Source organism: Pseudoalteromonas sp. Ld19, assembly GCF_045064135.1.
Classification (GTDB): domain Bacteria; phylum Pseudomonadota; class Gammaproteobacteria; order Enterobacterales; family Alteromonadaceae; genus Pseudoalteromonas; species Pseudoalteromonas aliena.
In genome coordinates, this window is the sequence record NZ_JBISHA010000021.1 from 451,018 (window position 1) to 472,589 (window position 21,572).

A 21,572-nucleotide genomic window follows, 5' to 3' on the forward strand; every position below is an offset into this window, starting at 1 on the left:
CACCTTATTCGATTATATCGCCACGTAGTAAATACTTACATACTGCTACCGTACTAATAAAGCCAAGCATAGCTATTAGCAAGGCTGCTTCAAAGTAAAGTCCGGTTCCCATGCTGATGCTATACAAAATAATTAAAGCAATAACGTTAATATACATAGTATCGAGCGCTAAAACACGATCGGGTACTGATGGGCCTATAATAAGTCGCCATAAATTAAGTAGTAACGACAATCCAATCATTGAAAAAACAATGAGTAATACGATATCTAACATTTAAATATCTCCTTTAATGGAGCTTCGTAGCGCTGTTTTATTTGCTTTATAAGTGCTTCTTCGTCTTTTAGATCAAGTACATGTATCAGTAAAAAACGCTGTGTTGTCTCATCACCTTCAGCTAGCGCTTCATTAATAGGGTAGACCTCAGCGCTCACCGTACCTGGCGTTAACGACACACAGCTTGCCAATATAGTAATTGGCATGTCATGGGTTAAATCTATAGGTACTTTTATAAACGCTGGACGTAACTTTCTAGATGGCCCTAGTATAAGCAAAGACACTTGTAAGTTTGCAACAATAATATCGTAAAGCACAATGAATAATTGTTTAAACGCTAAGCCTGGTTTTAAAATAAGTGGTTGCGGATCTCGAAATGAAAAACTGAGTAAAGGAATAGATATTGCAAAAAACGTTGCTAATACCAAGTGCCCAGCCGACACGCTATTATTTAATAGCAGCCACACTATAAATAAAAACAAACTACGAAATGGCGTTGGTAGCCAGCGAAAACGAGCTTGTAATCTCATCACATGCCTCCTTTAAGTACTGCATTAATACCGCCATTTATGTCATGTAACTGAGTCGCAGCAGCCATCATATATTCGCTAATTGGTCCGCCAAAAATAACCATTAATGGAGAGCATGCTAATAACCCTAGAATTACGATTACTTGCAGTGAACGAGCATTTTTATATTCAGCACTTTCACTGCGTTTATCTTTACACTCCCAAAATAAGCTAGTGCCTGCTCGAGAAAGTGCTATTAATAGTGCAAAGCTAGTTACTAGATATACAGGCCAAAACAAAAGGGCTTGTTCACTGTTTAATGTTGCTTTAAGTATCCAAATTTTACCCACAAATCCCGATAAAGGTGGCATACCAACGACGGTTAACGCAGCAATAATAAAGCATACGCCTAATAAAAAAGGCTGTTTAACTGAACGCCCTGCTACAAGCCTATCGGCTACTTTACCTCGTTGTGTGGCAATTAAATCAGCAAGTAAAAATAGCGCTGCACATACAAGTGTTGAATGCACTAAATAATACAGAAGTGCAGCGGTGGCATTTACATTTTGCAGTGCAACGAGTGCAACGAGTGTCCCTACCGACACCAATACTAGGTTGGCAGTTAATTTTCGTAAGTCTTGCGATGCTATAACACCAATTGCACCCACTATAATAGTTGCAATTGCTAAACCCCAAAGCCAAGGTTGCGCAACATGCTCAAGTGCACCGGCTTGTTCGCCAAATACAACCGTGTATACACGTAACATAGCGTAAACACCTACTTTGGTCATAATAGCAAATAGAGCAGCAACTACGGGCTTAGCACTTGCGTATGTATTTGGAAGCCATAAATGCAGCGGTAACAGCGCCCCTTTTAAGGCAAATACAACCAGTAGTAATAAACCACCGGCTTTTGCTAGGTATACATCGTCACCAGTAAGAAGCGAAACTTTATGAGCCATATCTGCAATATTAAGCGTACCTAATACACCATACAAAATCCCTAAACCAATTAAAAATACGCTTGAACCAACTAAGTTTAAGATTACATACTGCAGCGCAGCACGTGTATTTTGTTTATCTCCCGCATGCATAAGTAATGCATATGAAGCAATAAGCAGTACTTCAAAAAATACAAATAAATTAAACAAATCACCCGTTAAAAATGCACCATTCACACCTAAGACTAGAAAGTGGACAAGCGGATGAAAAAAGCTACCTTTTTCGTCATCGCCGGCACTGCCATATAAAATAGCGCCCAGCCCTAAAAAGGAAGTTAGCGCGACCAACAAAGTAGATAGCATATCGGCTACTAACACAATGCCAAATGGTGCAGACCAATTGCCAATCGCGTAAACATTAATACCCGTGTTATGAACATGCATTAATAGCAGCGCACTCACAACAAAAGTAATAATTGCCATTACACTTGAGACAATACGACGGATTTTAACGCTTTTACCACATGGCGGAAGCAGTAAAATAACCGCCGTTAGCATGGGGAGTAAAATAGGCAAAGAAGCTAAATGTTGAATCATTTTTGCTCCTTACTGTCAGTAGATGCATTAGGCACGTAACCATCAACATGGTCGCTACCTAAGTCGGCGCGCCCACGTCTTGCCAAAATAACCACAAATGCAGTCATCGCAAAACCAATTACAATAGCAGTAAGCACTAATGCTTGTGGTAACGGATCGGCATATTCTGCGCCTGTACCAAGTACTACCGCTTTATTAATAGTAAGACGCCCTGCTGAAAACAAAAACAAGTTCACAGCATATGAAATCATAGTAAGCCCAAGTACAACAGGGAACGTACGAGCTCTTAGCAGTAAAAATATACCGCAACTGACTAATACTCCAACGCAAGATGCGTACAATAATTCCATTAAATATTTACCTCTTTTTTCTGGGTATCTGCCGTCATATTACCTAAGCTTGCTAAAATCATTAGCGTAGCGCCAACAACAGTGAGGTATACACCTAAATCAAACACAATTGCACTGGCAAGCTCTGTTTTACCGATAAATGGAATATCAAAGTAATCAAACCACGTCGTTAAAAATGGCTTATCGAAGAACCAGCTACCTACACCGGTAAATAGTGCAATACCAATACCTGAAGCTATAATTTTACGGTAATTAACATCAAAGCGTTCATTTATCCATGAAGTACCATGCGCCATGTATTGTAAAATAAACGCGATAGATGTTACTAACCCAGCAATAAATCCACCACCTGGTAAGTTATGACCGCGTAAGAAAATATACGCAGAGACTAATAACGCAAGTGGTAGTAAGCTTTGTGAAATACTCGCCAGCAATATTGGATGACGCTCTCGTGCCCATGGGCGGCCTTCGCCGTCACTGGCTGGCATAAATAATGGAATTCTAGAGAGTACTTTAAATATACCTAAAGCAGCGATACCCAATACCGTAATTTCACCAAGTGTATCAAAGCCCCTAAAATCGACCAAAATAACGTTAACCACGTTGGTACCCCCACCACCTATTTTTGCATTAGCGATAAAGAAGTCGGAGATTGAATCTAATGGACGAGTAAGTAGCGCATAACAAATGCTCGCAATAACGACCCCCAGTGTAGAGGCTATTGCTAGGTCTCGTAGAATTCGTAATGAACTCGATTCTTTGGGCGTATACTGCGGTAAGAAAAACAACGCCAGCATAAGCAAAATAATAGTCACAACCTCAACTGTTAGTTGGGTAAGCGCTAAATCAGGTGCCGAAAAACGTGTAAATAAAACCGACACCATTAGCCCCACAATGGATAGCATTAACAACGATACCATTCGAGAACGGTGCCAAAGAACTGTAGCGAGGGCACCAATAATCAACAAGCCTGCACCAATCGCATTGTGCACATCAACAGGAGTACGCGGCATACTACCGGCCAATTGCTGCATTTCAAATAATGGCCAACCTGCACACAATAATACGACAACTAACATAATTACAAGGTAGCGCTGCAATGAGCCATTTTCTGTGCTATTTATTTTTGACTGACACCAAGCAATGACGGTTAAGATGACCCGCTCATATGTTTTCTTAGCATTAAGAGGGGGTAACGATGCTTGAAATTGGTATAGGTATTTACGGTTAATGTAAATAAACAAACCACCAACAATAGCCATTGCACTCATCAACAGTGGTAAGTTAAATCCATGCCAAATAGCCAATTCATAAACAGGCATTTCTTTGCCAAGTACGGCTAAAGACGCAGCCGATAAAATACCGTCAATAGTAAAGTGTGGAAACATGCCTACCAATAAACAAATCACGACTAATATTTCTATTGGTACACGCATATAACGCGGTGGTTCGTGTGGTGTACGAGGTAAATCAATCGGTTCACCATTAAAAAACACATCATGAATAAAGCGTGCTGAATACGCAACCGCTAATGCACCAGCAACCGTTGCCAACACTGGGATCAACCAGGACATAGAGCCGAGTACTTGCTGGTGCAAGGTTTCTGCAAAGAACATTTCTTTGGATAAAAAACCATTTAACAACGGTACACCGGCCATTGCAGCTGCAGCAACCATGGCGAGTGTTGCAGTGTAAGGTAAGTATCGCCACATCCCATTGAGCTTACGCATATCACGCGTGCCTGTTTCATGGTCAATAATACCCGTTGCCATAAATAATGAGGCTTTAAATGTTGCGTGGTTTATTATGTGAAAAATGGCTGCAACGGTCGCAAGCTCAGTATCAAGACCTAACAACAGCGTTATTAAACCTAAATGACTTATTGTTGAATACGCCAACAACCCTTTTAAGTCATGTTTAAAGAGCGCAATATAAGCACCAAATAATAACGTAGCTAAACCCGTTAATCCCACTAGGATAAACCACGTCTCGGTACCCGCTAGAGCAGGGTAAAAACGCGCCAATAAAAATATACCGGCTTTTACCATAGTCGCAGAATGTAAATACGCACTTACTGGCGTAGGTGCAGCCATTGCATGTGGTAGCCAAAAATGAAACGGAAATTGTGCCGATTTTGTAAACGCACCTAGTAGCACTAATACCAATGCTAGCTCGTATAACTCATGCGATTGAATGATCGCCTTGCTTGCTAAAATAACATCAAGGTCGTAACTACCAACAATATCACCGAGTAACATCAACCCAGCAAGTAACGCTAAACCGCCCGCACCTGTTACAGCCAGTGCCATACGCGCGCCTTTGCGAGCTTCCGATTTATGCCACCAAAAACTAATTAACAAGAATGAACTAATACTGGTTAATTCCCAAAATAACCAAAGTTGAATAACATTATTTGACATCACAATGCCAAGCATTGCGGTCATAAACAGCATTAAATAACTGTACAGTTTGGCCATGGAGTCATTAGCGCTGAGGTAGTAACGAGTGTATAAAATAACAAGCAAGCCTATGCCTAAAATCATAAACATAAACAATAAACTGAGGCCGTCTAATCGCAGCGATAAATCAAGCCCAATTGAAGGGATCCAAGCCAAAGAATAACGAATAGTTTCGCCCGCTAATACCGCAGGTGCATGGTATAGAGTAATCCCCAAAGCAGTTAAAGGCGCAAGAGCCGTTAAGCTAGCGCTTTGATTGCGAGAGAGCTTACTTGTGCATGCAGAAATAACACTGCCAATCAAGGATAACAAGGGTATCCAGAGCAAAGTCATAATATAGGGCCTTTTATAATCATAAATTTATCAGGACGTCACCCATTTAGAACTAAGTGATGCTTTTACTGCCTGTTTTTTAACGACATTAATAGTTATAGTTATACTGAAAAACACTTATTTTGTCTATAAAAAGCGGGTCTATATGGATGTTTTTCAAGCAAGAAACAACAATTTTTAAAGCATAAAAAAACCGTAAACTAATATTAAAAATTGTTAATTCAATATAGCCTTGTTTGCTGGTGTAAGCGTATCAAAGTAACGAGAGATATGACCATTGGTCATATCTAGGTGTTTTAACCAAAGTGTCCTGTATTGCGCTGAGAGTCCTAATTGTTGATACTGCATAATAGACCATTTTTCACTTGGTTTATAAGCTACACCATAGTATTGACAACTTTGGCTTTTATGCCAACCTCTTGGAGGCATTTCACCATGAGAAATAAATAAGTTAGGCGCAACCAATCCGCTTTTTTTACACAACCATGCTTGTTTAGATAGTGGTAAAACATATTCGTCTTCAAATCCACTAAAATGCATCAGCTCATGCAAAAACACCGCATAATTCGCTTGAGAGCTCAAATGCATTATTTCATTTCTCACATTAGCGCTACCGTATTTTGGCATCATTATTATAAAATCGAAGTTATCAGGAAGGTGCTTTTTTAGTAATGATGACGGCCAGTTGCACTGCGCCATTTTAGTGGCTTCATTATTACAATCAATAGCCCCTGCAACATACATAGGCTTAGAAAAACAAAATACATTCTTAGCGGGCTCTGGTTGCTTATCAAAAATGTTTACCAATTCAGCCAGTTTATAAAGACCGCTGCGATGATCGCTCATCATTAAAACGTTAAATCTACATTGAGGATCTGGTTCAACATTCGGATTGACTGATAAAAAACCAAGCCTTTGTAAAAATAGCTTAGGTATAACGCGATAAGACCTGCCTACTTCTAAGTTTAAATGACTCAAAACATCACTGCGTGGAAGGCGATTGTTATTAGCTAATAATTTCAGATCACCCCAACGCGATTGCTCAAGTAACTGCTCAGCTAATTCTATTTTTTGCTGAGAAGTTAAACTGCCTAAACTAGGCAGCCAGAATAGCTTAGCAGTTTCACTTTGACCCTTGCCTAATAAGGTTAACGAATATTCATATTGTGCTAAAGGGATTTTGTTTCGCGCTAACAAAGCCAATGTGCTCTGCGGGAGTTGTTTTAAATGCGTCGAAAAATAACGGGGAAATAACCAAAAGCTTTCAAAGGGATTGGCTTTTGCATTTAAAACCTGCCAAAAGCCAATTTCATTAGATCTATTACTCGATGCTGTTATGAGTAAACTACAAAGTAATATGCCAACTAACTTTAAAATATTAACCGGCGTTTTCATCTGTCATTAGTTCAAGCTCTAAACGCGCATATTTGTATTCAATAAATTCATGCACGTTAGTTGCAAGAGCTAATTTAAAGTAATCAGCTGCTAGATAGTTATTACCCGCTGCTTGATGTAATTTAGCTAAGTAAAAATAAGCCTCGCATAGACGCTGCGCGTATTCTTGTTCTGATTTAACACCATCGCTTATACCCGATAAAAACGTATTTTCACTCATATCTCCGACAAAAAGAGCAATTAACTGATATGCCCATTGTGACTCATCCAGCGCTTTTGCATTCGCTTTAAGCTCTACAAGAGCTTGCTCTTTATTATCTTGAGCCTGCGCTAAATAAAGCCATAACACACGATAAGGATCATTTGGAGAGCGCGCCAAAAATTCAATAAAGTCACTTTTAGCTATACTTGCACGATCGCCATAATAAAGCGCTATACCACGATTTAAATAAGCATACTCATGCCCTTCATCAAGCTCTAATGCTGAGTCGAAAAATTCATAAGCTTTTTCATATTGTTGCATTAACGTATGTTGAATACCTAAAAAATTATACACCTCAGCAAGATCGGGCTTAAGCTTTACTGCGCGGTTAAAATCAATACGTGAAAGCGTAGTCATACCTAAGCTGTCAAATAATACGCCACGGTCGTAATACAGCTTTGCCTGTTGCTCAGGGCTTAAGTCTGCTCGATTAAGTAGTTCAGAATAACGTGCAATAGCTATTTCGCTTCTAAAGTCAGAAACTAAAGGTGCAGTAAAGGGCACATTAACAATCGGAGTTAGTTCTGATTCTGTAGTCGTTTGGCAAGCGCTTAAAGACAAAATAGCAAAAGATGCCAAAGCTAAATGTTTGAGTATCATTAAAATCCTTAATACCTAGATATATCGCGATAAGTATAAGACAGACCTTATCTTATAAGGTTTCATTAAAGCATAAAAAAAGGGGCTAAACAGCCCCTTTTTTACTATCTAGCTAATATAACTAGATTGATAAGTTAGCAATTACGCGTCAGTTGTCGCGTCAGCTGCAGGTGCTGCTGATTCCATTGCTTCTTTAATACTTAGACGTACACGGCCTTGGCGATCTACTTCTAGTACTTTAACTTTAACTTCTTGACCCTCAGAAAGGTGATCAGCCACGTTATTAACGCGCTCAGTACTAATTTGAGAAATATGTACTAAACCATCTTTACCAGGAAGAATATTTACAAACGCACCGAAATCTACGATACGTACAACTTTACCTTCGTAGATAGTACCTACTTCTAGCTCAGCTGTTAATTGCTCAATACGGCTAATTGCATTGGCTGCACTTTCGCCATCTGTAGCGGCAATTTTAATTGTACCGTCATCACCGATTTCAATCGTTGTGCCCGTTTCTTCAGTAAGCTGACGAATAGTTGCGCCACCTTTACCGATAACTTCAGCGATTTTCTTCTGTGGGATCTTCATTGTGTAGATACGAGGAGCAAACATTGATAGCTCTTCAGAAGGAGCAGAAATCGCTTCATCCATCACTTCTAAGATATGTAAACGTGCAGCTTTTGCTTGTTTAAGCGCAATTTGCATGATTTCTTGAGTGATACCTTCGATTTTGATATCCATTTGAAGTGCAGTAATACCCGCAGCAGTACCCGCAACTTTAAAGTCCATGTCACCTAAGTGATCTTCATCACCTAAGATGTCAGAAAGAACAACGAATTTTTCGTCTTCTTTAACTAGACCCATTGCGATACCCGCAACAGACGCTTTAATTGGAACGCCAGCATTCATAAGTGCAAGTGAAGTACCACACACAGAAGCCATTGAAGATGAACCGTTTGATTCAGTAATTTCAGATACTACACGGATTGAATATGGGAATTCAGTCAGTGTTGGCATTACAGCAGCAATACCACGCTTAGCAAGGTTACCATGGCCGATTTCACGACGCTTAGGAGAACCAACAAAACCCGTTTCACCTACACAGAATGGAGGGAAGTTGTAGTTAAGCATAAAGTGGTTTTTGTGAGTACCCGTTAAATCGTCGATTAACTGTGAATCACGTTCTGTACCAAGTGTCGCTGTTACTAACGCTTGAGTTTCGCCACGAGTAAAGATTGCAGAACCGTGAGTACGCGGTAATACGCCAGTCATTACGTCTAGTGCACGAATCATATCTGGTTCACGACCATCGATACGTTTTTCGCCAGCAGCGATACGGCCACGAACAATTTTCTTCTCAAGTGAACCGAAGATTTTACCAACTTCTTGCTTGTCTAAAGACTCGCCTTCAGCAAGTTCAGCTGTTAATACAGCAACAACTTCGTCTTTCGCTTCGCCAAGTGCTTCTTTACGCGCTACTTTATCAGTGATTAAGTAAGCTGCGCCTACTTTATCAGCAGCAATTGCAGCTACTTTATCTGCTAGTGCAACGTTTTTCTCAGGTGCAGTCCAATCCCAAGTAGGCTTGCCCGCTTCTGCTTTAAATTCTTCAATTGCAGTGATGATCGCTTGAGATTGCTCATGACCATATACAACAGCGCCAAGCATTACGTCTTCTGCAAGTACATTAGCTTCTGATTCAACCATAAGTACCGCTTTATCAGTACCGGCTACCACTAAATCAAGTTGGCTTTCTTCAAGCTCTTTTAATGTAGGGTTAAGTACGTATTCGCCGTTGATGTAACCAACACGAGATGCACCAATTGGGCCACTGAATGGGATACCAGAGATAGCAAGTGCAGCTGAAGTACCAATCATTGCAACCATATCAGGTTGAATTTCAGGGTTTACAGATACAACTGTCGCGATAACTTGTACTTCGTTTACAAAACCGCTTGGGAAAAGTGGGCGAATTGGACGGTCAATTAGACGTGCAATAAGTGTTTCGCCATCGTTAGGGCGACCTTCGCGCTTTAAGAAACCACCTGGGATACGACCAGCAGCGTACATACGCTCTTGGTAGTTAACTGTTAGTGGGAAAAAGTCTTGACCTGGTTGTGCTTCACGCTTACCAACAACAGTAACTAAAACTGAAGTATCGCCAATGCTAGCAAGTACAGCGCCGTCTGCTTGACGAGCGATTGCACCTGTTTCTAGCGTAACTGTATGTTGACCAAGTTGAAATTTTTTAATAATTGCTTGCACTTAAAATGTTCCTTAAATGTGTTCTTAAGTAAGTTGCCATCAAAGTACCAATTACAGTACTTAATTGTATTTATTTTAAAATCAATTAAGTACTACAATTGGCGATGACGTAAATAATCAAGCTAAACCTTTTTAGCTTGTGCCGTAGTATATACCAAAGCACCGTTAAAATGCGAGCTTAGCAATCAGATAAACACGACTCTAAACTCGTATTTAAAATCATTTTTGTTACTTTGAATGGTGGGGTTTTTATTTTGAAATTCAAGAAGTTTATACCGATTGGTATTAATACCAAACTGCATAAATCTTTGATCAATTTAACGAATTAAATTGCACTATAACGTCGTTAAAAATTTTTGCCTAGTTCTAGCGGAATTTTCTTAACGTTAAATAGGCCCTATATATAAGCAGATTGGTATAAATTATATTGTAGGTCTTTAGAAGAATTTTAGGCACAAAAAAAGGAGCTAAAAAGCTCCTTTTTCTGTAATCAAGTTCTTAGCGACGTAGGCCAAGCTCTTGGATTAATGCAGTATAACGCGTGATATTTTTACCTTTAAGGTAATCAAGCAGTTTACGGCGAGTACTTACTTTACGAAGCAGACCACGACGTGAGTGGAAGTCATGCTTGTGGTCAGCAAAGTGACCTTGAAGCTTGTTGATATCAAAAGTAAGTAAAGCTACTTGTACTTCAGGTGAACCAGTGTCGCCTTCAGCACGTGCAAATTTAGCAATGATATCGATTTTTTCTTGATTACTTAGTGACATAATAACTCCAAAAATTAAATTTAAAAGGTGCCTTAGCCGATCACTAATTCAGCCAAAACGATTAAGCGGGCGTATTCTACCAAGTATGGAGATAACTACAAGTTAATTATCCCACCATATAGCTAATAGCCAGCTTTAAATAGCAACATTAGCTATTCAGGTTTTACGTAATCATCTTGTTGACTGGCAAGTCCACGCTTCACTTTTAAGTGACCGTTAGCATTCGCTTCGCCTGTACCGATGAAAACACCATCAGCCAATACCTTAATTGAACCATCAGGTAACGCTATTGGTAATTCGACCGCTTGCCCGTGACTAAATACCGAGCCCTGCTCTTTCGTTATTTCAACCACAGGTAAATCAACTAAAGCGGTATCAATTGGTAGCAGCAATGGATCGATATAAGTAGAAGGTGCAATTTCTTCACTTTTTGCTTTTGCTAATAACGCTTCAACGTCATCGAGCGAAACCATTTTATCTGCAGGGTACTGACCAACCGCAGTTCTGTGAAGCATTATGACATGTGCGCCACAGCCTAGATTTTCACCTAAGTCATCAACAATAGTACGAATATAAGTCCCTTTTGATACATGGGCCGTCATTTGCAATACGTTGTTTTCTTCATCAAACTCGTCAAATGATAAACTAAACACGTTTATCTTTCTGCATTTACGAGGTACTTCAATACCTTCACGTGCATACTTATATAACGGTCTACCTTGATATTTAAGTGCCGAATACATAGATGGATACTGATCAGACTCGCCAACAAACGCAGCAATTTCTTTTGTTAGCTGTTCACGCGTTACATTAACGTCTTTGGTACTGACAATTTCACCATCAGAGTCTGATGTTGTTGTACGCTCACCTAACTTAGCGCGAACAACATAGGTTTTGTCAGTATCAAGTAAGAACTGCGTAAATTTAGTCGCCTCACCAAAACAAATCGGCAGCATGCCTGTTGCAAGCGGATCAAGTGCACCTGTATGGCCCGCTTTTTGTGCAAAATAAGCACCCTTTGCCTGTTGCAGTGCTTTATTTGATGAAATGCCTTGGGGTTTGTTTAACAACAAAATACCGTCTACTGCACGGCCTTTACTGCGCTTTGCCATCTGTATCAGTGCCTTTTTCGCTATCTGTTTCGTCTTCGTGTTCAATACTTTCTTCGCTATCTGACACATCAGCAGCATCAACACTTTCTACGTCTTCATCAACATGTTTTGCGTTATCTTCGCGGATAATAGAGTCCACCAAGTTAGAGATACGCATGCCTTCCATAAGTGAGTTATCAACTAAAAATTTTAACTCAGGCATTATACGTGCACGAATACGCTTACCCAGTAACGAGCGAATATAACCCGTTGCTTCATTAAGTACTTTTGCGCTTTGCTTTGCAGCATCTTCATCTTGTGTATTAAACACAGTAATAAAAATTTTGGCATAAGATAAATCGCGCGATACTTCTACCGCTGACACTGTCACCATACCTAGGCGTGGATCTTTAATTTCGCGTTGTAAAATTACAGCAATTTCTTTTTGGATTTGCTGTGCAACACGATCAGTGCGAGAAAATTCTCTCATTGCATTTGTCCTAAAATCATAACTTATTGAAATTTAATAATAAGCTAATTAAATAATGGATACACAAATGGGGGCTAAGCCCCCATTTATTAGTTTAGCGAGCTAACAATTAAAGAGTACGTTGTACTTCAACTGTTTCAAATACTTCGATTTGGTCACCAACACGTACGTCATTGTAGTTCTTAACACCGATACCACATTCCATGCCGTTACGAACTTCAGCAACATCGTCTTTAAAGCGACGAAGTGACTCAAGCTCACCTTCATAGATAACCACGTTTTCACGTAGTACACGGATAGGCGCGCTACGTTTAATAACACCTTCAGTAACCATACAACCAGCGATTGCGCCAATTTTTGGAGACTTGAATACGTCACGAACTTGAGCAAGACCAATGATTTCTTGTTTAAACTCTGGCGCTAGCATACCTGACATGGCTTGCTTAACTTCTTCGATTAAGGCATAAATTACGCTGTAATAACGAAGATCTAAGTTTTCAGTATCAATCACTTTACGAGCAGAAGCATCAGCACGAACGTTAAAGCCAACTACAATTGCGTTAGACGCTGCAGCAAGCGTTGCATCAGTTTCGGTAATACCACCAACACCTGAACCTACAATCTTCACTTTTACTTCATCAGTAGAAAGTTTAGTTAGTGAATCAGAGATTGCTTCGATAGAACCTTGAACGTCTGCTTTAAGTACCACGTTAACTTCAGACACATCGCCTTCAGTCATGTTAGTAAACATGTTTTCAAGCTTCGCTTTTTGCTGACGTGCTAGTTTAACATCGCGGAACTTACCTTGACGGTATAAAGCAACTTCACGCGCTTTACGCTCATCTTTAACAACAGTCGCTTCGTCGCCCGCAGCTGGAATACCAGAAAGACCTAAAATCTCAACTGGAATAGATGGACCAGCTGATTTAATGTCTTTACCGTTTTCATCGCGCATTGCACGAACACGGCCATACTCAAGACCACATAATACAATGTCACCTTGATTAAGTGTACCAGATTGAACAAGTACTGATGCTACTGGACCACGGCCTTTATCAAGACGAGATTCAATAACGACACCTGCAGCCATACCTTCAGTAGGTGCAGTTAATTCTAAAAGCTCAGATTGCATAAGCACAGCTTCAAGAAGGTCATCAATACCTAAACCAGTTTTAGCTGATATATGAACATACTGTGTATCGCCGCCCCATTCTTCTGGGATAACGTCTAGTACAGCTAGTTCATTTTTAACGCGGTCTGGATCTGCGCCTTCTTTATCCATTTTGTTTACAGCAATGATTAAAGGAACGCCAGCTGCACGTGCGTGCTGTACCGCTTCTTTAGTCTGTGGCATAACGCCATCATCTGCTGCAACCACTAGGATTACGATATCTGTCGCTTTAGCGCCACGAGCACGCATTGATGTAAATGCAGCATGTCCTGGTGTATCTAAGAACGTGATCATATTGCCGTTTACATCAACATGGTATGCACCAATATGCTGTGTAATACCACCGGCTTCGCCTGAAGCAACCTTTGCAGAACGAATGTAATCAAGAGTCGATGTTTTACCATGGTCAACGTGACCCATAACAGTTACTACTGGCGCACGTGGCTCTGACTTACCATCTTCATGGCGGTCATTAAGTACTGTTTGCTCTAATTCGTTTTCTTTAACAATGATAACCTTGTGGCCCATTTCTTCTGCAACTAGTTGTGCAGCTTCTTGGTCAATCACTTGGTTAATGGTAACCATGTCACCCATTTTCATCATTGTTTTAACAACTTCAGCGCCTTTAACGGCCATGCGTGATGCAAGCTCAGCTACTGTAATTGTTTCGCTAATACGCACTTCATTTTTAACATCAACAGTTGGTTTTTGGAAACCATGTTGCAGCGATGCTGGTGCTTTTAACTTAGACTTGTTACGGCCTCTTGACGCTGCAAATTTATCTTTTGCTGGCGCTTTTTTCTTTTTCTTAGCACGGCGTGTACCTTGCTCATCACGAGCATCGGCAACATCTTCTGCTTCACGTGCATAAGTAGAAGTTGTAAGATGGTGATCCGCTGTTTCTTCGCGTTTCTTACGTTCTTCTTCTTCTTTCTTCCAGCGTGCCGAGTTTTCTTCAGCTAGCTTTCTTGCTTCTTCTGCTTGACGTTTCGCTTCTTCTTCAGCTTTCTTCAATGCGGCCTCTTCTGCTTCTTTTTGCAGACGCTCAGCTTCTATGCGATCTTTCTCAGACTTAGCACTTTGCTCTGGGGTCATCTGCTTTTGTTTCGCTTTACGCTCTGCATCAGCTTTGCGTTTAGCTTCTTCTTTGGCTTTACGGTCAGCGTCTTCTTTTGCTTTGCGTTCTGCCTCTTGTTTCGCTTTTAATTCTGCGGCTTCTTGCTCAGCTTTTTGCTGCTCTTCAAGACGTACTTTTTCTTCAGCGGCTAAGCGTGCTTGCTCTTGTTCTTGTTCCATTGCGCTTTTCTTCACGTAAGTACGTGTTTTGCGAACTTCAACTTGAACAGCTTTAGCTTTACCCGTAGAGCCAGTCACACTTAATGTGCTCTTGCTCTTGCGTTGTAAAGTCATACGCGCTGGACCATCTGAACCAGTACCGCCATGGTGCTTGCTTAAATGATCAAGTAACGTTGCTTTTTCTGCTTCAGTTACATTATCAGTTGCTTGCTTAGTGATACCTGCTTGTGAAAACTGCTGTAGCAATTTATCAACAGTTGTACCTATATCGCCGGCTAGTTTTTCAACATTTACTTCTGCCATAGTGTGTAATACCTCCGTTAATAAATTACTCGTCTGCAAACCAACAAATGTTTCGTGCAGCCATAATTAGTTCACCCGCTTTTTCAGATGAAAGTTCTGTAATATCGACGAGTTCATCAATACCTTGCTCTGCCAAGTCTTCAAGTGTAACAACACCCTTACTTGCCATAACAAAAGCCAGATGACGCTCTAAGCCTTCAAGCGCAAGTAAGTCTTCAGCTGGCTCTGCGCCTTCTAAACTTTCTTCCGTTTTAAGTGCTTTAGTTGTTAATGCATCTTTTGCGCGTGAACGCAGTAGATCAACTGTTTCTTCGTCCAGACCATCAATTTCTAAAAATTCAGAGGCTGGTACATACGCCACTTCTTCAAGTGTCGAGAAACCTTCATTAATAAGCAATGAAGCAAATTCATCATCAATTTCTAAATTTTCAGTGAATAAGTTAAGTAGCTTATCTGATTCAGCTTCATTTTTAGTACGCATGTCTTCAACAGTCATAACGTTTAGTTCCCAACCTGTTAGTTGGCTTGCTAAACGAACATTTTGACCATTACGACCAATCGCTTGCGCTAGGTTATCTGCATCAACTGCAATATCCATTGAGTGAGTGTCTTCATCCATTACGATTGAAGCAACTTCTGCAGGTGACATTGCATTAATTACAAACTGTGCTGGGTTGTCGTCATAAAGAACGATATCAACACGCTCGCCACCAAGTTCTGACGATACCGCCTGAACACGTGCGCCACGCATACCAACACATGCACCAATTGGGTCAATGCGTTTGTCATTAGATTTTACAGCTATTTTAGCGCGTGAACCTGGATCACGTGCTGCGGCACGTAATTCAATCATTTCTTCGCCAATTTCTGGCACCTCAATGCGGAATAATTCCATTAGCATTTCTGGCTTAGAACGCGTTACAAATAATTGTGCTCCGCGTGCTTCTGGCTTAACTTCGTATAAAAGACCACGGATTCGGTCACCCGGACGAAAGTTTTCACGAGGAAGCATATCATCACGAAAAATAACCGCTTCAGCATTATTGCCCAAGTCAAGTACGATAGAATCACGTGTTGCTTTTTTAACAACACCCGTAACTAACTCACCTACTTGATCTTTGTATGCATCAACAACTAAAGCACGCTCAGCTTCACGTACTTTTTGTACGATCACTTGTTTTGCCATTTGCGTTGTAATACGGTCAAATTTAATTGAATCAATTTGCTCTTCAACGTAATCGCCAAGCTGCAAATCAGGTTCATCAACCTGCGCTGCTTCTAGTGTGATTTCGCTGTAAGGATTCTCTAATGAACCATCTTCTTGCACTGCTGCAATTTGCCAACGACGGAACGTATCGTAATCACCCGTTTTACGGTCAATTGCTACACGCACTTCAATTTCGCCATCGTGTTTTTTCTTTGTCGCTGTCGCTAATGCGAACTCTAGAGCTTCAAAAATCTTTTCTTTTGGAACCGCTTTCTCATTGGAAACGGCTTCAGCAACCAATAATATCTCTTTTGCCATGGGTAATGCCTCGCTTGCCCTATTCCTTCGCACTCGAATTTAAAACTTTGCGATTAAATTCGCACGTTCGATGTTACTAAGCATGATTAGATGCTCTGCACCATCACTAGATAGTGTGATCATATCGCTGCTAACTGCTACTAAGTCGCCTTTAAAATTACGACGACCATCTTGTGGAAGCTTAGTACGTACACGTACTTCCTCTCCTTGCGCCTGCTCGTAATGATCTTGTTTGAATAATAGACGATCAACACCAGGAGACGATACTTCCAAATCATATTCATTTGTAATCGGGTCTTCGACGTCTAAAATCGCACTGATTTGGCGACTCGCATCCGCACAGTTATCAACTGAGATCCCATCCTCATGAGCAATGTATACTCTCAAGGTAGAATGGCGACCCGCTTGTACAAATTCAAGACCATATAATCCAAAGCCTAACATTTCTACCGCAGGCGATAACATGGTTACTAAATCTTGTTCAAGTTTTGTCACGAAAATCCTCCATACAAACAAAAAAAGGGCTTATAGCCCTAAAATACTGAGTTTAAATTTTAATTTGATGAAAATAAACATCAAACCGAAAGGTGCAGATACAACAACGCCCCGAACCAAGCGGGGCGTCACACCAAAAAGCATAAAACTGTGTGGCCTAGGGCCGAGCTTGGCTGCGAGTCAGCTATCTGACCAAATTAAACTACACTAGCTTAAACGCAAAACGCGCATTACTTAGAATGCGCGACATAAATTAATAAGCTTTCGCTTATTATTAGAATTGGTTGCGGGAGCCGGATTTGAACCGACGACCTTCGGGTTATGAGCCCGACGAGCTACCAGACTGCTCCATCCCGCGCCAATAGATATTAAAATCTTAATTTAATATCGCTGTTAGCTTTTTAGAACAAGCTAAACAATGGCGGCTATTATAAGGATGCGTGGGATAATTAGCAACTATAATCACTAATAACTTTACAAATTATCTAATTCAACGTAGTTGTCAATTTAATGTGTATTTAATTAACACGCATAATTAGGGCTCGTTTATCTTTCGAGATTAAATTTGCAGCAGTGTGTTTGGCTTTTAGACAAGGCAGCGGCTATGGTAGGTGATTACTTTCCACAAAAAACTTGAGTCATTACCAAACTAACCTGAACTCTAGTTAAGAGATTTTCAGTGAAAACAAGCTAATTTACGCGTCAATAGCGGGCCAATTGCAAGTAAATTCAACGCAGTTAGCGCTGAAAATAGCTGCTCGAGATAAATTTATTATCCAGAGTTCAGTTTAACTAAGTTACAAGTATTACATTACTGTTAAACCATCTCTAGATTACCTAAATTCCAGCTTTCAAAGATCAGTAAAGCACTACTGTATAATCTATGAGATAGTTCTTTATAGATAATCACTCTCATTATTAATTATAAAAATAACATACAAATCAAAATATTGGTCGCAGCTTTGTGTTTTGTCATTAAAAAACCGTGCGATTTTTTATCTACTGGCTATACTAAAAACCAAAATATAGACTCTAAAAACCAATGATGACCTGATGCAGCGAGGCATTTAATGAAAACACATCAACCAGAATTATTAAAAAGCCTTAGCATTATAAAACCAAATTTTCATGCTTTCACTGAGCGTTTTCACACCAAATTAACTCAATCTTGTATTACCATGAGTTACCCCACTGCTGCGCAATTTAATGAAAGAAGTTATACCCTTTACTGTATGTTAGAACGTATTATTAAGCATTTGGATAACCCTTTATCTGTTGCTCCTTTTTTATCATATCAATTACAGTTTTTAAAAAATGATAATATTCAACAATCCGACATTAAAGTATTGTGTGACACGTTTTATGCCACACTAGAAGAGCACCTTGGGCAACGTTTTAGTTCAGAGAAAAAAGTAGCTTGGCGTAAAGTTTTAATGTTTTTTGAAAATTTTTCGAATAACAGTCTGTTTCATACCTCAAACGTAATTTCACTGGAACAACGGATGCTTAAAAAAGCAAGCCATGAGGAAGCAAATAGTTAATTGCCTCAGGTAGCACAAATTTTAACTCTGAAAGATCAACAACCCCTTATATCATGGTAAATAAATAACCTGATCGTTTAAGCGATTGAGCTTTTTATTTTCTATTTCTATCAGTAATCCGTAGTGTGTACTTAAAGCATCTATTCGCTTAGATAAGGCAAGATGAAAGGTGGTATCGGCTTCACTACTGCCTTGGTAGTCCATCCGTTGCTCTAATTTTAATGTTTCTTCTTTGAGTTCATTACTTAATGTGATTACTTTACTACTTGCGGCTTTTATTTCCCGATGTAATTGCTCTTTACGAATGAAACCATCAATATTTTCATTTCCAGTCTGATTTGCGTTATCACTTTTTTTTGTCTTTTCAAGATTTTTGATCTGCTGAGTTACTCTGTCTATAATCATTTGTTGATTTTTAATAAGCACATCAAACTTTGATATGGTCGCAATTATTTGCTCAGCAATTGCTACACTTTGCTTGGGGCGTGTTAACCTTTGTGGATTGAAATTTGTTCAATCTAGGGGCGATTTAATCGCGGCGCGAGGTTTGTGACCTAGCGGGCTAAGTAAAAACCGAGCAACAAAGAGTTAATCGCCCCTAGAAAGAACCTAAAGGGCAGCGCATGTTTGGCATTTATGCTGCGTTATCGCCTATTTATGGGGAATACCACACCACATAGGCGCTGCCTTGCCTAAATACCAAACAGTCTGCTGTAAAATCAATCACGAAAGGTCAACACGCCCTAGACCTGCTAAGTTATTAGCTTGCAAATCAAAACTGTTATTAAACATGCTAAGTTGTTTTTGCATTTGTGACTTATACGTTTCGATTTTATTTTGATGCTCACCAAGTTGCTTTTTCAGAGCCGTCATTTTTATGTACGAATCGATTGTATTTGAATCAGCACTCGGTTTTGGATTAATACTATTTTGCTCGCCGCTATGTCGTTTATCATCGCGTGGCGTTATTACATTTAAATGCAAAATTTGTGGATTGTCAGTGCATGGTTGTTGACTAAACTCCACTGCACCGCTCGTCTCACATTTATAAATAGCGGTGGTTTCGGCTGATCCGGTAATTGGACTCCCGCAAACAAATAGCATTAAAACCGTTTTTAATTTATTCATCACTTCTCACCTGAAATATGCATTGCTAAAAATTAACTTTAAGGTAATAACTTAAAATTCAACAAAGCGATCTGCTAATTAAACATACCCGTATACTATTAATTTGGCTTAACTATGACTCATTATAAAACATTAAGACTTATTTTAGGTGATCAACTTAACCCGTCTCACTCCTGGTTTAAACATAAAGACAATGACACTCTTTATCTTGTCGCAGAGCTTAAGCAAGAAACTGATTATGTTAAGCATCATATTCAAAAGATATGTGCATTTTTTAGTGCTATGGAAAACTTTGCCCATGCGCTAAGTTGCGCAGAGTTTAATGTATTACACTTAACCCTAGATGAAACCCAAAATGATAAAAATTTACCCGATTTACTTAATCGAATAGCGAAAAAATATCACTGCTCAGCCATACAATATCAATATCCTGATGAGTTCAGACTCAAAGAGCAACTTTTATTATTTAAACAAGCAAGCACATATAATGTAACCGCAGTCGATAGCGAGCATTTTTTACTTCCCTTTTCGCAAATAAAAGAGCGTTTTTCAAAAAACAAACATGTAACGATGGAGCATTTTTATCGCGCTATGCGTAAGCAATTTGATGTACTTATGGAGCAAGGAAAACCTGAAGGCGGTAAATGGAATTTTGATAGTAATAATCGTAATAAGTTTTCTAAAAACGACTTAGTGGATATACCTTTACCCAAGGTTTTTAATAATGATGTAAGTACAATTATTGATCGCTTAGATAAACATCAAGTGAGCTACCTTGGTGAAATAAAAAATCAACGTTTACAATGGCCAACCACTAGAAAACAAGCTATTAGCTGCCTTGAGTACTTTTGTGAAAATTTACTTATTAATTTTGGTCAGTTCCAAGATGCAATGACAAATCAAAGTGAGCACAACACTAGCCTTTATCATAGCCGATTATCGTTTGCCATAAACGCAAAATTGCTTCATCCACTTTATGTCATTAATCGAGTCATAAACGAATATAGGCAAAGGCCTAATGAAATATCAATCTCACAAGTAGAAGGCTTCGTTAGACAAATTTTAGGGTGGCGAGAGTATGTCCGGGGTGTTTATTGGATCAATATGCCCGACTACGCACGTAAAAACCAATTACAGGCGAAAAATAAATTACCTGGATACTTTTGGCATGGCTCTACAAAAATGAACTGTTTAAGCCACTCTCTTTCGCAAAGTTTAACAACGGCTTATGCCCATCATATTCAGCGCTTAATGGTTATTGGAAACTTTTGTATGCTCACGGGAATTAATCCTGATGACGTAGATAACTGGTATTTAGGTGTTTATATAGATGCTATTGAATGGGTAGAAATGCCTAATACACGTGGCATGAGCCAATTTGCCGATGATGGTATCATTGCGACAAAACCCTACGCAGCAAGTGGAAACTACATTAATAAAATGAGCGATTACTGCAAGAGTTGCCAATACGATGTTAAACAAAAAGTGGGAGAAAAAGCATGCCCCCTTAATAGCCTATACTGGAACTTTATGCACACCCACCGCAGTAAATTAGAGAAAAACCCGCGTATAGGCATGGTTTATAAAAACTGGGACCGACAAACCGAAGAGCAAAAAGCAGCGCTATTAAAACAAGCTGCTGCGTATTTAGTTGATTTAGAAAGTCTGTGACATATGAAATAGGTAAATTTGTTAATTAAATGTTTAATTTTTCTGTCATTGTACTGTAATAGCGCTATCTTTTAATAGCGTTAATCCTTTAAATACAGCAATGAG

General features: G+C 39.6%; 18 protein-coding genes and 1 tRNA gene. 2 read left to right on the forward strand and 17 right to left on the reverse strand.

Annotated features, from left to right (window positions below):
• Positions 1-4: 4 nt before the first annotated feature.
• From ACJJVZ_RS13985 to ACJJVZ_RS14055, 15 genes are all read right to left on the reverse strand, one after another.
• Complete coding sequence (locus ACJJVZ_RS13985; RefSeq protein WP_077538458.1) at positions 5-274, reverse strand: K+/H+ antiporter subunit F; 270 nt, start codon at positions 272-274, stop codon at positions 5-7.
• Positions 268-804 (reverse strand): Na+/H+ antiporter subunit E, encoded by a 537-nt coding sequence (locus tag ACJJVZ_RS13990; protein WP_405601320.1) that lies wholly within the window; start codon positions 802-804, stop codon positions 268-270. Before ACJJVZ_RS13990 ends, ACJJVZ_RS13985 begins: the two co-directional genes overlap by 7 nt.
• Entirely contained in the window at positions 804-2,321 is a 1,518-nt protein-coding gene (locus ACJJVZ_RS13995; RefSeq protein ID WP_405601322.1) for a monovalent cation/H+ antiporter subunit D, read from the reverse strand. Before ACJJVZ_RS13995 ends, ACJJVZ_RS13990 begins: the two co-directional genes overlap by 1 nt.
• A complete protein-coding gene (locus ACJJVZ_RS14000) occupies positions 2,318-2,671 on the reverse strand; it encodes a Na+/H+ antiporter subunit C (protein WP_405621661.1) in 354 nt (117 codons plus the stop codon). The genes ACJJVZ_RS13995 and ACJJVZ_RS14000 overlap by 4 nt, the downstream gene beginning before the upstream one ends.
• Positions 2,671-5,463 (reverse strand): monovalent cation/H+ antiporter subunit A, encoded by a 2,793-nt coding sequence (locus ACJJVZ_RS14005; RefSeq protein WP_193155699.1) that lies wholly within the window; start codon positions 5,461-5,463, stop codon positions 2,671-2,673. Before ACJJVZ_RS14005 ends, ACJJVZ_RS14000 begins: the two co-directional genes overlap by 1 nt.
• A 216-nt stretch (positions 5,464-5,679) precedes the next feature.
• On the reverse strand, positions 5,680-6,858 hold the full coding sequence (locus ACJJVZ_RS14010; protein WP_193155700.1) for a hypothetical protein: 1,179 nt from the start codon (positions 6,856-6,858) through the stop codon (positions 5,680-5,682).
• On the reverse strand, positions 6,842-7,720 hold the full coding sequence (nlpI, locus tag ACJJVZ_RS14015; RefSeq protein WP_193155701.1) for a lipoprotein NlpI: 879 nt from the start codon (positions 7,718-7,720) through the stop codon (positions 6,842-6,844). The genes ACJJVZ_RS14010 and nlpI overlap by 17 nt, the downstream gene beginning before the upstream one ends.
• Positions 7,721-7,861: 141 nt before the next feature.
• Positions 7,862-9,988 (reverse strand): polyribonucleotide nucleotidyltransferase, encoded by a 2,127-nt coding sequence (pnp, locus tag ACJJVZ_RS14020; protein WP_193155702.1) that lies wholly within the window; start codon positions 9,986-9,988, stop codon positions 7,862-7,864.
• Between the two features lie 498 nt (positions 9,989-10,486).
• Entirely contained in the window at positions 10,487-10,756 is a 270-nt protein-coding gene (rpsO, locus tag ACJJVZ_RS14025) for a 30S ribosomal protein S15 (RefSeq protein WP_024610129.1), read from the reverse strand.
• Positions 10,757-10,908: 152 nt separating this feature from the next.
• Entirely contained in the window at positions 10,909-11,868 is a 960-nt protein-coding gene (truB, locus tag ACJJVZ_RS14030; protein ID WP_405601327.1) for a tRNA pseudouridine(55) synthase TruB, read from the reverse strand.
• On the reverse strand, positions 11,852-12,337 hold the full coding sequence (gene rbfA, locus ACJJVZ_RS14035) for a 30S ribosome-binding factor RbfA (RefSeq protein WP_193155704.1): 486 nt from the start codon (positions 12,335-12,337) through the stop codon (positions 11,852-11,854). Before rbfA ends, truB begins: the two co-directional genes overlap by 17 nt.
• 109 nt (positions 12,338-12,446) lie before the next feature.
• Positions 12,447-15,107 carry a translation initiation factor IF-2 gene (gene infB / locus ACJJVZ_RS14040; RefSeq protein ID WP_193155705.1) on the reverse strand — a complete coding sequence of 887 codons (2,661 nt, stop codon included), beginning with the start codon at positions 15,105-15,107 and terminating at the stop codon, positions 12,447-12,449.
• A gap of 25 nt (positions 15,108-15,132) precedes the next feature.
• The gene (gene nusA / locus ACJJVZ_RS14045; protein ID WP_077538480.1) at positions 15,133-16,632 is read right to left on the reverse strand and encodes a transcription termination factor NusA; all 1,500 of its coding nucleotides are present in this window, start codon (positions 16,630-16,632) and stop codon (positions 15,133-15,135) included.
• Between the two features lie 39 nt (positions 16,633-16,671).
• Complete coding sequence (gene rimP / locus ACJJVZ_RS14050; protein WP_077538482.1) at positions 16,672-17,127, reverse strand: ribosome maturation factor RimP; 456 nt, start codon at positions 17,125-17,127, stop codon at positions 16,672-16,674.
• Positions 17,128-17,408: 281 nt separating this feature from the next.
• Positions 17,409-17,485 (reverse strand) — tRNA-Met (locus ACJJVZ_RS14055).
• A gap of 712 nt (positions 17,486-18,197) precedes the next feature.
• On the opposite strand from ACJJVZ_RS14055, the gene ACJJVZ_RS14060 reads away from it, so the two are divergent.
• On the forward strand, positions 18,198-18,668 hold the full coding sequence (locus ACJJVZ_RS14060; RefSeq protein WP_405601331.1) for a globin: 471 nt from the start codon (positions 18,198-18,200) through the stop codon (positions 18,666-18,668).
• A 51-nt stretch (positions 18,669-18,719) separates the two neighbouring features.
• Here ACJJVZ_RS14060 and ACJJVZ_RS14065 read toward each other — a convergent pair whose 3' ends face one another.
• Positions 18,720-19,094 (reverse strand): hypothetical protein, encoded by a 375-nt coding sequence (locus ACJJVZ_RS14065; protein WP_405601334.1) that lies wholly within the window; start codon positions 19,092-19,094, stop codon positions 18,720-18,722.
• Between the two features lie 297 nt (positions 19,095-19,391).
• Positions 19,392-19,796, reverse strand: coding sequence for a hypothetical protein (locus tag ACJJVZ_RS14070; protein WP_405601337.1), 405 nt, complete (start codon positions 19,794-19,796; stop codon positions 19,392-19,394).
• 114 nt (positions 19,797-19,910) lie between these two features.
• On the opposite strand from ACJJVZ_RS14070, the gene ACJJVZ_RS14075 reads away from it, so the two are divergent.
• The gene (locus tag ACJJVZ_RS14075) at positions 19,911-21,467 is read left to right on the forward strand and encodes a cryptochrome/photolyase family protein (protein ID WP_405601339.1); all 1,557 of its coding nucleotides are present in this window, start codon (positions 19,911-19,913) and stop codon (positions 21,465-21,467) included.
• Positions 21,468-21,572: the final 105 nt, after the last annotated feature.

What these genes read in the sequence shown, in the direction of transcription:
- ACJJVZ_RS13985 (WP_077538458.1), bottom strand. Translation starts at nt 274, where the DNA reads ATGTTAGATATCGTATTACTCATTGTTTTTTCAATGATTGGATTGTCG.
- ACJJVZ_RS13990 (WP_405601320.1), bottom strand. Translation starts at nt 804, where the DNA reads ATGAGATTACAAGCTCGTTTTCGCTGGCTACCAACGCCATTTCGTAGT.
- ACJJVZ_RS13995 (WP_405601322.1), bottom strand. Translation starts at nt 2,321, where the DNA reads ATGATTCAACATTTAGCTTCTTTGCCTATTTTACTCCCCATGCTAACG.
- ACJJVZ_RS14000 (WP_405621661.1), bottom strand. Translation starts at nt 2,671, where the DNA reads ATGGAATTATTGTACGCATCTTGCGTTGGAGTATTAGTCAGTTGCGGT.
- ACJJVZ_RS14005 (WP_193155699.1), bottom strand. Translation starts at nt 5,463, where the DNA reads ATGACTTTGCTCTGGATACCCTTGTTATCCTTGATTGGCAGTGTTATT.
- ACJJVZ_RS14010 (WP_193155700.1), bottom strand. Translation starts at nt 6,858, where the DNA reads ATGAAAACGCCGGTTAATATTTTAAAGTTAGTTGGCATATTACTTTGT.
- nlpI (WP_193155701.1), bottom strand. Translation starts at nt 7,720, where the DNA reads ATGATACTCAAACATTTAGCTTTGGCATCTTTTGCTATTTTGTCTTTA.
- rpsO (WP_024610129.1), bottom strand. Translation starts at nt 10,756, where the DNA reads ATGTCACTAAGTAATCAAGAAAAAATCGATATCATTGCTAAATTTGCA.
- truB (WP_405601327.1), bottom strand. Translation starts at nt 11,868, where the DNA reads ATGGCAAAGCGCAGTAAAGGCCGTGCAGTAGACGGTATTTTGTTGTTA.
- rbfA (WP_193155704.1), bottom strand. Translation starts at nt 12,337, where the DNA reads ATGAGAGAATTTTCTCGCACTGATCGTGTTGCACAGCAAATCCAAAAA.
- infB (WP_193155705.1), bottom strand. Translation starts at nt 15,107, where the DNA reads ATGGCAGAAGTAAATGTTGAAAAACTAGCCGGCGATATAGGTACAACT.
- nusA (WP_077538480.1), bottom strand. Translation starts at nt 16,632, where the DNA reads ATGGCAAAAGAGATATTATTGGTTGCTGAAGCCGTTTCCAATGAGAAA.
- ACJJVZ_RS14060 (WP_405601331.1), top strand. Translation starts at nt 18,198, where the DNA reads ATGAAAACACATCAACCAGAATTATTAAAAAGCCTTAGCATTATAAAA.
- ACJJVZ_RS14070 (WP_405601337.1), bottom strand. Translation starts at nt 19,796, where the DNA reads ATGAATAAATTAAAAACGGTTTTAATGCTATTTGTTTGCGGGAGTCCA.
- ACJJVZ_RS14075 (WP_405601339.1), top strand. Translation starts at nt 19,911, where the DNA reads ATGACTCATTATAAAACATTAAGACTTATTTTAGGTGATCAACTTAAC.